Source organism: Enterobacter sp. ODB01 (genome assembly GCF_001623605.1).
GTDB classification, from domain to species: domain Bacteria; phylum Pseudomonadota; class Gammaproteobacteria; order Enterobacterales; family Enterobacteriaceae; genus Enterobacter; species Enterobacter kobei.
This window is the reverse complement of record NZ_CP015227.1, coordinates 3222699-3235357: the sequence shown is the minus strand read 5'-3', so window position 1 is coordinate 3235357 and position 12659 is coordinate 3222699. Positions and strand designations below refer to the sequence as shown.

Annotated in this window: 12 protein-coding genes; 8 read left to right on the top strand and 4 right to left on the bottom strand. The window is 50.7% G+C overall.

Annotation, left to right across the window (positions count from 1 at the left end; translation table 11 throughout):
* The first annotated feature begins 166 nt into the window (after positions 1-166).
* The 5 genes from A4308_RS15365 to A4308_RS15345 are packed head-to-tail and all read left to right on the top strand — an operon-like array spanning position 167 to position 4309.
* Entirely contained in the window at positions 167-805 is a 639-nt protein-coding gene (locus tag A4308_RS15365) for a thermostable hemolysin (protein WP_224955198.1), read from the top strand.
* Positions 795-2237, top strand: coding sequence for an AMP-binding protein (locus A4308_RS15360; protein WP_032636599.1), 1443 nt, complete (start codon positions 795-797; stop codon positions 2235-2237). Before A4308_RS15365 ends, A4308_RS15360 begins: the two co-directional genes overlap by 11 nt.
* Complete coding sequence (locus tag A4308_RS15355) at positions 2234-2899, top strand: TenA family transcriptional regulator (RefSeq protein WP_045282083.1); 666 nt, start codon at positions 2234-2236, stop codon at positions 2897-2899. Before A4308_RS15360 ends, A4308_RS15355 begins: the two co-directional genes overlap by 4 nt.
* Positions 2886-3692: an SDR family oxidoreductase gene (locus A4308_RS15350; protein ID WP_032636602.1), complete on the top strand. Its 807-nt coding sequence runs from the start codon at positions 2886-2888 to the stop codon at positions 3690-3692. Before A4308_RS15355 ends, A4308_RS15350 begins: the two co-directional genes overlap by 14 nt.
* Entirely contained in the window at positions 3689-4309 is a 621-nt protein-coding gene (locus tag A4308_RS15345; RefSeq protein WP_117581652.1) for a tetratricopeptide repeat protein, read from the top strand. The genes A4308_RS15350 and A4308_RS15345 overlap by 4 nt, the downstream gene beginning before the upstream one ends.
* A 309-nt stretch (positions 4310-4618) precedes the next feature.
* On the opposite strand, the gene A4308_RS15340 is transcribed toward A4308_RS15345, so the two are convergent.
* A complete protein-coding gene (locus tag A4308_RS15340; RefSeq protein WP_032636605.1) occupies positions 4619-5575 on the bottom strand; it encodes a LysR family transcriptional regulator in 957 nt (318 codons plus the stop codon).
* An 89-nt stretch (positions 5576-5664) separates the two neighbouring features.
* Here A4308_RS15340 and A4308_RS15335 point away from each other — a divergent pair, with 89 nt between their 5' ends.
* Together A4308_RS15335 and A4308_RS15330 are read left to right on the top strand one after the other, a co-directional pair.
* Positions 5665-6141 carry a GNAT family N-acetyltransferase gene (locus A4308_RS15335; protein ID WP_045134059.1) on the top strand — a complete coding sequence of 159 codons (477 nt, stop codon included), beginning with the start codon at positions 5665-5667 and terminating at the stop codon, positions 6139-6141.
* A 135-nt stretch (positions 6142-6276) separates the two neighbouring features.
* Positions 6277-6549 (top strand): DUF883 family protein, encoded by a 273-nt coding sequence (locus A4308_RS15330; protein ID WP_014883773.1) that lies wholly within the window; start codon positions 6277-6279, stop codon positions 6547-6549.
* Positions 6550-6573: 24 nt separating this feature from the next.
* Here the strand turns inward: A4308_RS15330 and A4308_RS15325 are convergent, their stop codons facing one another.
* Positions 6574-8037 carry an EAL domain-containing protein gene (locus A4308_RS15325; protein ID WP_049010546.1) on the bottom strand — a complete coding sequence of 488 codons (1464 nt, stop codon included), beginning with the start codon at positions 8035-8037 and terminating at the stop codon, positions 6574-6576.
* A 287-nt stretch (positions 8038-8324) separates the two neighbouring features.
* Here A4308_RS15325 and A4308_RS15320 point away from each other — a divergent pair, with 287 nt between their 5' ends.
* A complete protein-coding gene (locus A4308_RS15320) occupies positions 8325-9209 on the top strand; it encodes a hypothetical protein (RefSeq protein ID WP_032629235.1) in 885 nt (294 codons plus the stop codon).
* Between the two features lie 35 nt (positions 9210-9244).
* Here A4308_RS15320 and A4308_RS15315 read toward each other — a convergent pair whose 3' ends face one another.
* Both A4308_RS15315 and A4308_RS15310 read right to left on the bottom strand, forming a co-directional pair.
* Positions 9245-10420: an HlyD family type I secretion periplasmic adaptor subunit gene (locus A4308_RS15315; RefSeq protein WP_023330375.1), complete on the bottom strand. Its 1176-nt coding sequence runs from the start codon at positions 10418-10420 to the stop codon at positions 9245-9247.
* Entirely contained in the window at positions 10417-12597 is a 2181-nt protein-coding gene (locus A4308_RS15310) for a type I secretion system permease/ATPase (protein WP_045282080.1), read from the bottom strand. The genes A4308_RS15315 and A4308_RS15310 overlap by 4 nt, the downstream gene beginning before the upstream one ends.
* Positions 12598-12659: the final 62 nt, after the last annotated feature.

Sequence of the window (12659 nt, the reverse complement as noted above, 5' to 3'; positions counted from 1 at the left end):
GCTCAATCCTTTTTTTCGAGTATACGCCAGTATGTGTTGTTTATTCTTAAGAATACCTTAATTTCATTCACGACTTACAACATAAGAAAAAAATTTTCTTAAGGTTGTCATAATATTAATCGCTCATATTGAAGATACTCATATGAGAGGTCTCATGATGCGAATAATGCCCCCCTACACTCTTAAATGGCTTCACGGTGAACACGAACAGAATGATATTTCAGCGTTAATCCGTGAAAACTATCAGCAGGTTTATCAGGCTTCGATTTCCCGTTGCATGCCATGGCTTATTGGCCTTTACGATGCAAATGGTGAACTTAAGGCTGCCAGTGGCGTACATATCGCCTCTCAGGGATCTCTTTATCTGGAAAAATATCTCGATAGCCCCATTGAGGTAACGCTTTCGTCACGGCTGTCGCAATCTGTTTCTCGCGCCGCAATTGTCGAAATTGGAAATTTTGCAGCGAGGGATGGTGCAAGTGCACGAATCATGTTTGCAGCGCTCTGCCAGGTCCTTACTGAGTATCAATTTTCATGGATCGTGTTTACCGGTACGAAAAAAATTCGCAATACCTTTCATCGACTTAATTTGAATCCCATCCTCATCATGCCGGCCAATCCCGCTCGCCTTGGGAATGATGCACATGAATGGGGAAAATACTATCAATATGACCCACAAATTATGGCCGGTGAACTGGCTGGCGGTCATTCTGCGCTAACTCAGGGCAGTCTATTGATGAAGTTAATAAACACTTTACCCGAGGCTCCATGGACTAATATGTCGGGAGAACATCATGTTTCTTAACGCACTGAAACAGCAAGCTCTTCAATACCCTGATCAAACTGCTCTTAGGGGTGAAACAACGTTATGGAGCTGGAAGCAATATTTAGAGGCAGTCGTAAACGCCGCATCGTTGCTCCACGCTCTGGGGATTAGAAGGCTGGCGCTTGAGCTTGATAATAGTCCGGAGTGGGCCATTATCGATCTTGCCTGTATATCTGTCGGGATCGTCATTGTACCCATTCCTCCCTTTTTCTCGGAAACGCAAAAAGAATGGGTGCGTGCTTCAGCGTCGATTGATGCGCAAATTGGTGGTGAGAGTATGTCTGGATGGCACAGACATGATTTCCCATTCGGTAAGCTGCAGGTTAGACAGTTAACTGCCCCAACGTCGTTGCCTGTGGGGACATCCAAGATTACCTTTACCTCGGGAACCACCGGTGAACCTAAAGGCGTGTGCCTGAGTCAGAAGGGAATGTTATGGACCGCGCAAACACTCGCTACCGCTCTGCGTCCGATCGCACCGGAGAAACATCTTGTCAGCCTGCCGCTCAGCATTCTGCTCGAGAATTTGTGCGGAATCTATATCCCATTATTAATGGGTGCAGAAACAGTGATATTACCCACGGCCCAGACAGGCTTTGAGGGTTCAAGTCAATTTAACCCCAAACGTTTTTTACAGGCCTTAGTGACATGGCAACCTGAAAGCCTGGTTCTTGTACCTGAAATATTACGGGTGTTAGTCCATCTGCATCAGGTGGCACCTGAAAGTACACGTTCTCTGCGGTTTGTTGCCGTGGGTGGCGGGAAAATTCCGACGCCGTTAATGGAACTGGCAGCAAATGCAGGCTTACCCGTTTTTGAAGGCTATGGGTTATCAGAGTGCGGTTCTGTTGTCGCTCTTAATTTGCCTGGTTCTTCCAAAAAGAGCAGCGTTGGCAAACCTCTGCCAGGTATAAACGTTACCGTTGATCCCTTACAGCAACTACACGTAACGAGTCCAGCCAATGCCCTGGGGTATCTCGGGGAGGAATCACAAAATACAACGGTTCCTACTGGCGACCTTGCAAGCGTTGATGATGATGGATTTATTCATATTATTGGCCGTTTAAAAAACGTTCAGATAAACGCATACGGTCGCAATTTTTCTCCAGAATGGCCTGAAGCAGAAGCGATGGCATGCCCTGCTGTGCGCCGTGTAGTCATTTTTGGTGACGGTTTAACACGTAACGTTGCGCTTGTTGATGCTTTTGAAGGACAAAAGGAGCTGGCGCGTCAACAGTTAATGCGTATCTCCGCGCATCTTCCAGACTACGCGCAATTTCACCGATTGCTGTTTACGTCCGAAATATCTTCTCCCGAAATGATTACCGCAAATGGTCGCCCTAAACGAAGCGCCATCTGGCAGTCCCTGAAACATATTATTCTCACCTGCAGCCAGGAGGAAGACGCATGAGCTTTTATCAGGAATTACAGAATCAGACCGCTGTAGAACGTCAACGTTTACTTAATTCACCTGTTATTGCGCGTTGCCAGACAGGCGATATCTCGGCGGAGATGTATATCGCGTTTTTGACACAGGCTTATTATCACGTCAGTCATACCGTTCCGCTACTAATGTGTGCTGGCAGCTGCCTTCCTGCCTCTCACGAAGCCGTACGTGGCGCAATCGCTGAATATATTGATGAGGAATATGGGCATCAGGAGTGGATCCTCAATGATATTCGTGCATGTGGGGGGAATCCTGAGGCAGTAAGAAATGGTATGCCGGGCCTGCCCATCGAAATGATGATCGCTTACCTCTACTACCGAATTGAGCGGGTAAACCCGATGAGCATATTTGGCATGGTGCTCGTGCTGGAAGGCACTAGTGTGTCAATTGCAACAGCTGTTGCGGCTCAGCTGGAAAATACTCTGGCGCTGCCTGAGCAGGCAACCACCTACCTGCGTTCTCACGGAGAACTCGATCAGGGCCATCTGCAATTCTTTGCGTCCCTCATGGATTCAATCACTGACAAGTGCGATCAGGAGGCCATTATCCACACGGCTCGTCGTATTTATCATCTCTACGGACAGATGCTTGACCAACTGGGAGATAACGTCCATGAATCTGCTTAATAAAACCGTTCTGCTAACCGGTGCCAGCGGAGGAATCGGTCAGGCGCTGGCGCGAGAGCTGGCGCATAAAGGCGCGAGACTCTATCTCGTAGGGCGTAATGAAAAGGCAATGTCGCTTTTAAAGAATGCCATTCCTCACCCGGAGCGACACAATATCGCCCTAATGCGCAGCTATTCCGACGAAGAGATATTAGGGCTGGCGAACAGTCTGTCTCAGAATGGTGGGTTGGACATTCTCATCAATAACGCAGGAAGCAGTCGCTTTGCATTGCTTGAACAGCAATCATTCGACGATATTCGTGAACAGATCCGAACCAATATCGAGATTCCTGCCCTTCTGACCCGGGCCTTGCTGGATAAAATGAACAGACCTGGCATCGTGCTTAATATTGGTTCAATTTTTGGGGAAATAGGGCATCCGGCGTGGAGTGTATACAGCGCAACCAAGGCTGCGACACACCGTTTTTCCGAAGCACTTGGTCGGGAATTGCAGGGAAGCGGTATTACCGTTTTGTATGCCGCTCCACGCGCAACAAAAACCACGCTCAACAGCGAACAGGTTTACGCCCTTAACCAGAAACTCGGTAATAACAACGATTCGCCGATTTATGTCGCATCCCAGCTTGCACGGCTTCTTGAAACGGAGCAGAAACGGTATCGCTTTGGAATTATGGAGCGTCTGTTCGTCAAAATTAATGCCTGGTTTCCTCACGTCGTCGACGGAGCATTAGCAAAAAAATTACCTGTCATTCAGGAATTCGCCAGAAAATCGTTAAAAGGAGAACACAAATGAGAAAACTGTATGCTCTATTTCTTGTTGCAGCAGTTCCGACTGTAGCACTGGCGGACACCCCCCTCGAGGAATTACAACACGATTGGTCTGTGTGCCAGTATCAAACTCTGGAAGCCAAAAAAGAGAACTGCTTTAGTTCACTTAGTCAGAAAGCGCATCAGGCAAGTCAGATGAAAAACAACTCAAGCGCACCACTGTTAATTTGGTCTGCAATCATTGATAGCAGCTGGGCTGGCGCAAAAGGTGGTCTGGGAGCATTGAGCCTTGTTAAACAAGCCCGCACTAACCTGGAGAAAGCGATTGAAATTGAACCTAACGCGCTTCAGGGATCAGCCTGGACAAGCCTGGGGGCTCTTTATTATCAGGTTCCCGGCTGGCCAATCGGTTTTGGTGATAAAGACAAAGCTGATGAAATGTTGAAAAAAGCGCTGGCCATCAACCCTGACGGTATAGACCCTAACTATTTCTACGGCGATTACCTTCTAAAAGAGAAAAGAACGGATGAAGCCAGGCGTTTTCTAACCAAAGCACTGAAAGCACCGGCTCGCCCAGGGCGCGAAATCGCTGACAACGGACGCCGTCGTGATATTGAAAGGGATTTGCAAAGCATTCCATAAAACACTTTCGCAGAAAATTACTGGATGCCGTTCGATAATTGACGTCAGAACGGCATACCAGCGACTAACATTCTTTCCGAAACAGGGTCATGTCAATATCAAGAACGCCTCTCTCATTCCTAATCAAATCCTGCGAAACCCTGTTACAAATAAAAATCGCAAGATCGGTCAGGATCCTGCCCGACCGCGCAGGCAAGGACGATACGCTGTCGAGCGTCACACTGGCTCGCTGGATACGATCTCCAACATCAATTTTGTCCACGAGGTGCCGGAACACGCGCTGCAAACGGATATCTATCTGCCGTTAAATTAAGACGGATGACTTCCCCCGCCATCAGCTGAACGTCTTACCGCCTGCGCCAGTTTATGCAGCTCCTCCTTAAGCCAGCGGGTCGCCCCCCGCTGGCCGCTGCGTTTATGCGAGTAAATTTTCACTTCAAACGCGCGGATTGAAAACGGTAAAGCAAATATCCTGAGATCCGCAGCCGCGACCAGCTTCTCAGCCGCAAACCGCGGGATCGCCATCAGCAGATCGCTTTGTGCAACGATAAACGGGGCGCTGAGCATAGACGGCGTTTTGATCGCTATGTGCCGGGTATAGCCCAACTGCTCAAGCCGCAAATCCAGAACCCCTTGTTTCTCATTCCAGGGCGTGACCACCAGATGTCGGGCCGCGAGATAATCCTCCAGCGTTAGCCGTGTCCGGCTGGCGTTACTGATGACCACATACTCATCTTCGAACCAGCCTATCTCCTCCAGTTCCGGATGACGAATATCCTCCGAGGTACTGAACCCGAGCGCCAGATCCACTTCCCCGGCTAATAGCTCCGTCAGCGCCGGGCTGTGGGGCAAATAACGCAATTCAAAACGCAAACCAGGGGCAGCATGCTGCAAGGTGTGCATCAGGGTCGGAAAAACGCAAAGCGCGGTAAAATCCGTAATCGCAATGTGTAAGCTCTCGGTACTGCTGGGGGCGTCAAACTCCGGCTGCGGGGTCAGCTCATGATTCAGGAATGACAGTGCGGAAGCGATGGAAGGTGCGAGCTGAGAAGCATACACGCTGGGGGACATACGATGCCCTTCCCGAAAAAAGAGCGGATCGTTCAGCGTCGCGCGCAGACGCGAAAGCGCATGGCTCAGTGCCGATGTGCTCATCGCCAGCTCATCGGCTGCCAGACGAACAGAACGATGGCGGTAAATCGCGTCGAAAACGGGCAACAGGTTTAAATCAAGACGTCGTAAAGCCGGATGCATAATATTCATCATTTGTTGATTTCATTGCACTTAATTCTTCGGACAATACTCCGTATGCTTAACGCCATCAATCGCGAAACAGACAAAAAGCAGGAATAACAATGAGCATTATCCTTCGTCAGGCCCGTCCCGAAGATGCCGCGGCCATTTACGCCATGATCTACGAGCTGGCAGTCTATGAAAAAGCGCCGGAAGAAGTGGTTACCACGCCAGAGGAGATCCGTGAAACGCTCTTTGGCGCGGGAAGTAACACCGAAGCGTTGATCGCTGAGTATGAAGGCGACATCATCGGCTATGCCGTGTTCTTCACCAGCTATTCAACCTGGCTCGGACGCAACGGGATCTATATGGAAGACCTGTACGTTTCCCCGGAGTATCGCGGTAAAGGCGCGGGAAGAGCGTTACTGAAACATATCGCGCAACTCGCGGTAAAGCGGCAGTGTGGTCGCCTGGAATGGAGCGTTCTGGACTGGAACCAGCCCGCCATTGATTTTTACCTGAGCATTGGCGCGCTGCCGCAGTCTGAATGGGTGCGCTATCGCCTTGATGGCGACGCGCTGCTGAGTTTTGCCGAATAACAGCGTCTCTCTGAGCGAGTCCTTTCGCACAGAGATATATCCGAAAACAGCCCTGCCAGGTGCCGAAATTAACCTTTCGTCTCTCATATCTGCAAAGAGCGGCTATCCTTTAATTATCAACACAAGGAGGCAAAGATGTCTGATTTCGGTACTGATAAAAACACCCAGTTTGCTGAAGATAAAGCAAAAAATAAGCTCGATGAAATTGCAGGTTCTGCACAGCAGCAGTTTGGTGAATTCGTCGATTCACCAAAGCACCAGGTAAAAGGCGCGGCTAAAAAATATGCCGCGCAGGCCAGCGATGCGGTTTCTGATGTAACAGAAGCGGTCAGAAATAACCCGCTAACCGGCCTTATCGCCGCCGGTGCCGTCGGTATTGTTCTCGGCCTGCTACTGGGTCGTAAATAATCAAGGCCCTTCGGGGCTTTATTTTTAGCTAAACTGTCTTACCATGCGATCTAATTCCTCCTCCTTCACAGCCCGTGAGAGATAATATCCCTGAAAGTTTTTCACGCCCAGTTCGACTAATTTTTCAAATTTCTCTTCACTGTCCACCCCCTCAGCAATGCAGTCCGTTCCGGTCATGTCGCTGTATATCTGAATCGCTTTAATCAGATTATAATCGTTATCGTTCGCCACAAAATGCTCGACGATGTCGCGGTCCAGTTTCAACCCGTCAAAATGCACCTGCCTGACAGGAAACATGGTGTGATGGTTAGAGAAGCAGTCATCCAGAAACAGTCTGCACCCGGTATTACGCAGATGCCGCATGGTTTCAGGGATCTTCTTGTCTTTGGTCACATCGATATCTTCTGCAAATTCAAAGACAAGCTTTTCCGCCCACTGGGGTTTGAGCAACATGCCGATGGCTTTCCGGGCCATCTCCGGCAACGCTTTCCCGGAAGCGAGACGAGGCGGAATATTGACTGAAAAATAGAATTTCCCATTATATTTATTAATCCCGGACACGGCAGCGTGGATCACCAGGGCCGTTATTTTTAACCATATCTCGTGATTTGAAATGTCATTAAGAAAACAGGCTGGCTTGACTATTTTGCCGTTTTTATTCCAGCGGATCAGTATCTCAAAGCCCACCCCTTTTTTGTCGCGATCGGTAATGATCTGGTAGGCCGGGAAGATCTCCCTTTTCACCAGAGCATTAAAAATATCTGCTTCTTTATCCGTGAATTCTGCTTTAAGACGTTGGTTTTTGTGACTTCTTTCCGCTTTGAAGTTATGCGGATCGTTTAACCATCGTTTAATATAATGTAACTTCTGCACACCTTCCTTACGATGGGTATAAACCGTTTTATTAGAAAGCCCTAGCTTTTCGCACAGATCTTTTACGGACATACCGCGGTAGAAATTTAATAAAACGTCAATCTCTCTTCTTGTTAGCCATTTCAGATTTTCCTGCGGAGAATACCCCAGACAGTGATCGCGTAATAATCGCGAGTGGTCTTTAAACCCCTTATTATGGGTGTGGAAGCAGTTGATGACATCAGAAACGCTGGCGATCCGAATCAGTGATAATTGATGGCTGTTATGTAAAAGGCTACCCAGAGTGCGATATAACCAGCTGTCAGGTATATCACTATAAAGGGTCACGCATCGGATAACAGGCAATGCATTCAGTACGGATGCCAGCCGCGTCAGACTTTCCAGCAGAGTGACAATCCCTTTACCCGGAAACACAACAATATGAGCATGTTGATTATTAAGGATATTTTCCCTATCCCGTTGGCAGACATCATCTCCCTCAAAGTGGATATGCGAAGCGTCTATGCCGTACTTTTTCAGGAGCAAAGCATACCCCTGGAAGGTAAAACCGCAGGTTGAGATGACAAACCGCCGATCGTCGCGAGCAACATTTCTGTGAGAAATTTTGTGGGTCATAACCTGCTCCTGGGCACAAAATCGCCATTCTTATTATGAATACGGAATATGTAATACAGCTGGTGTATAGAATAATTTTACAGTACGCCATCAGGTTAAGATACTGTTATCAACGTTCCGCACCGGAACATCTTTGCGTTAATCACCCTCTCTTCTGTCGACAAATGTAAATATATCTTTCTTTTCAAATAACGACGGCAAAACACTGTTTCTCAGGTATAATGAAAATTCCGAAAAAGAAGACTGGATACTTCATCTATCGGTTCATCAAACACGAGAAAAATGCTATGGATAATCACATCTCATCCAGGGCCTTGCTACATCGACGGGATGTTATAAAGAGCAACCCACGATTTGGTGAGGCAATATTAGAGCACTACACAATTAATGACACCATCTATAAAAAACAACCTTTGTTCTACAAGACAATGCTTCAGGAAGCGCGGTTCAACATTATTCTCGCCATGTGTTGTTTTATATTTGGCAATCAGGCCGAGTCAGTATCTGAGATTAAAGAGCTATGCTCCCGCTATAAAATAGCCAGCCCTAATAGTGTGATTGCGATCATTACTCTTCTCAGAACCACGGGGCGCATCAGGACCTGGCGCTGTACGGATGACCGTCGAAAAACACGAATAGCCCCGACCGAAAAAGGATTGAGTGAACTTAAACGCTATATGTCCGGTGCATTTTTGCCCGTCAGCATTCTTTATCCGACGTTTAATATTGATGTAAACCTGCTGGATAATGACACATTGAGAAATAATTTTTTCCGCCGCGCAGCGGAATATCTCTTCCGGGGATTAACCTTCAGGAAAGTGTTACCCGAGGTAGGATTATTTATCGATAAAGATGGCGGACGCATGATTATGCTTTATCTTTATCTGCAGGCCATAAAAAACAAATCTGCTCATGGTGCAGTGATTGATTATTCTGCCAGCACGCTCGCGAAAGAATTCTTTGTTTCGCGGATCCACGTCAACCGGATTATCAAAACAGCGCAAGAGGCAGGATATCTGAAAGATCGCGGTGACGGTCGCCTGTCGGTGTATCCGGCTTTTCTCGAACTGGTCGAAAACTATGCCGGACTCTATTTCGCGTATGTCACCCATTACATTAACGTGGTACCGAAAGAACGACGCCACCCCAACAACGTCACATTAACGGTATAATAAAAATGGCGTTCGGTTCCCCGAACGCCCTGCCCTTATCTCTCCCGCAGCGCTTCTTTCGCTTTGTTGAGCGGCTTCAACAGATAATCAAGAATGGTTTTACTGCCGGTTTTGATATCCACCGTCGCAATCATCCCCGGAAAGACCGGAAATTCCTTACCTTGCTTATTAGTCAAATGGTTACTGTCGGTGCGGATATAAACACGGTAGTAGTAGACATCCCTTTTCACCTCATCCTGCAAAGTATCCGGTGAAATCATGGTCACTTCCCCTTCCAGCCCACCGTAAATGGAATAGTCATAGGCCGTCACTTTTACCAGCGCTTTCTGGCCGGGATGGATAAATGCCACGTCGCGCGGGGAGATTTTTGCCTCAACCACCATCTGATCGTCCAGCGGCACCAGGCTCATCAGTTTGCCATTCGGCGGAATAACGCCTCCCACGGTCGTCACGTCAATATCCTTCACGATGCCACGCACCGGCGCATTGAAGGTCAGCCGGGTCAGGGAATCCTCACGTCCTTTCATCACCGAACGCTGAGCTTCAATTTCCGCGTTGGCTTTTGCCAGTTCTTCACGGGCGCGAACGTAATACTGGTTTTTCATCTCGGTGATTTTATTCTCAAGCTCATTTTTTTGACGCTCAAGACGTAACACCTCCACCTTGCTGGCCGCCCCCTGGGTCACCAGCGGACGGGTTAACGACAGTTCACGCTGCACCAGTTCAGCCCCCTGACGCAGGCCGGCCAGCCCTTTTTCCAGGCTTTCGCGACGGGACTGATAGAGCGCCGTCTCTTGTTTGACCAGTTCAACGTCGTCATCCAGTTCTTCGGGAAAAATCAGCGCCGTGTCGTTGACCTCGGCCTTCAGGCGCGCCGCCGTTGCCAGCGCGGCATTCAGACGGGACTCACTCTCCAGCACGCTGGACTCGGTTTTTGTCCGGTCTAACTGCGCAAGCTGCTGACCGCGTTCGACAATGTCGCCTTCGCGCACCATCAGGCTGTGAATAATGCCCCCTTCCAGGGACTGAATCACCTGCTCATGCGAAGACGGAATCACCTTGCCGCTGCCGGTGGTGACTTCATCAAGCTCGAACAGGCTCGCCCAGGCGATAAATACCGCCAGCAGGGCGAACAGCGCCCATGCCACCAGCGACGACCTCGGCAGGCGTGGCTCTTTCAGACGGCTATTAAAACGGGTTAAATCATTCATGCCACACCCTCCTCAGCAACCGCCGCCGCTTTCATGGTCACGGTGCGCTGCGCGGCTTTTGGCGTCGCCATACCGTGCTGATGCAGGATCGCGTCGCGCGGGCCGTCCATCACCACCTTGCCGTTTTCCAGCACAATGATGCGGTCAACCAGGTCCAGAATTGGCAGGCGGTGGGTGGCCACCACCAGCGTCCGGCGCTTGCCCAGCCACTGGTGAAGATGCTGAATAAACTGCTTCTCGCTCACTTCATCCAGCCAGGCGGTAGGCTCATCCAGCAGCAGAATCGTCGGAGAAGTGATCAGCGCGCGCGCCAGCAGCAGCGCCTGACGCTGCCCGCCGGACAGCCCCGTGCCGCCTTCATTGATAAGGGTGTTCAGCCCCATTTTCTGCTTGCGCACAAACTCAAGCGCGCCGCTGTTCACCAGCGCCTGATGAATTTCTTCGTCAGTCGCCAGTGGGTTACCCATCAGGATATTGTCCCGCACGGAGCCAAAGAACAGCCGCGCCTGCTGGCTGAGCAACTGCATGTCGCGACGCAGATCGGCCGGGTCCAGATGGTTAAGCGCGATATCGTCCAGCAGGATGCTGCCCTGCTGCGGCTCCTGCATGCCCGCCAGAAGTTGCAGCAGCGTGCTTTTGCCGGAGCCATTTCGGCCAAGCACCGCCACGCGCTCCCCGGCACGGATCTGTAGCTTGCTGATGTTAAGCACGCTGAGTTTCTCTTCTTCATCGTAGTAAAACCCGACGTCCTCCAGCACGTAGTCGCCGCGCAGATGGGCTTTATGCACCTTCTTCCCGTGCTGCGGATCATCAATCGGTCGCTGCATCAGGTCGTCCAGCCCCTTACGAGCCACTTTTGCCGACTGCCAGCGGGAGAGCACGCCTGAGATCTGCGACAGCGGCGCGATGGTGCGCGACGCCAGAATCGAGGTTCCTACCAGCGCACCGGTGGTCATATCCCCGCTGATCACCAGATAACAGCCCACCAGCAGGACTACCGCATAGACGATAGACTGCACTTCCTGGGTCCAGGTCAGCAGCAGGCCCGTCAGCCAGCGCTGCTTCATGCCGACGCTGGCGGCGACATCGTTGGTGTTATTCCACTGGTTCTGGAAACGCTGTTCGGCGCGCATCAGCTTGATGTCCTCAATGCCCTGCACCGCCTCCACCAGCGTGGCGTTACGGATCGCGGATTCGCGCATCCCCTCGCTGGAGAGTTTGCCCAGCGGACGCTGCACCAGCAGGCCCGGAATCAGCAACAGCGGCACGGCGAGCAGCACCACCAGCACCAGCGGGCCGCCGATCATCCACAGAATAAAGACGAACAGCAGGAAGAACGGCAGATCGGAGATCGCCGCAATGGTGGTGGAGGTGATGAGTTCACGCACCGACTCCAGCTCGCGGATCTGCGCAATAAACGAACCGGTTGATTTGGAGCGTGCGCCATTTTTAATCCGCAGCGCGTGGGCAAACACACGCTCTGAAATGCGCAGGTCGGCGCGTTTCCCCACCACGTCAGATATATGCACGCGCAGCATGCGCATGACGAATTCGAAGACAATGGCAATCATGACGCCGCCAAACAGCACCCACAGCGTGGCTTCTGATTGCGACGATACGACCCTGTCGTACACCTGCATGGAAAAGACCATGCCAGAGAGAGCCAGTACGTTAGCCACCAGCGCCACCAGCATAATGTCGCTGTAGCGTCGCCAGTCTTTCAGCGCCAGCTGCCAGAACCAGTTTTTCTCATACGGTTTAATGTAATCGTCCACGCGGGCATCCGGTGTGGACTCCAGCGGGCGCAGCACCAGCAGGGTTTTTAACCGTGTCCCGAGCGCTTCCAGCGTCAGCGTCGTCTCCAGGCCACCGTCTCCGCTAAACTGCAGGCTGACGTTGCCTTCGTTGTCCATGCGGGTAATCACTGCGATTTGTCCGCCGGTGAATTCCGCCAGCAGCGGTAAACGCCACGGATCGAGAGAGACCGCTTCCGCCGCCACTACACGCATCCCCAGCCCTAGCTGGCGCGCCATCTCCTCCAGCACCAGCTGGCGCGGAGACTGACTTTCATGGTTAATCGTGACCCGAACATGTTCCGCGGAAAAGTCCAGCCGATAGTGCTTCGCGATGATCAGCATGCCCTGCAGCCAGGGTTCGTACTGTGGATGTGTCTTCATAATCTCCGGGTTAACGCTATTCGTGTATAGAAATGCCAAAAGGCCGCGGGGATCGCTCCCCG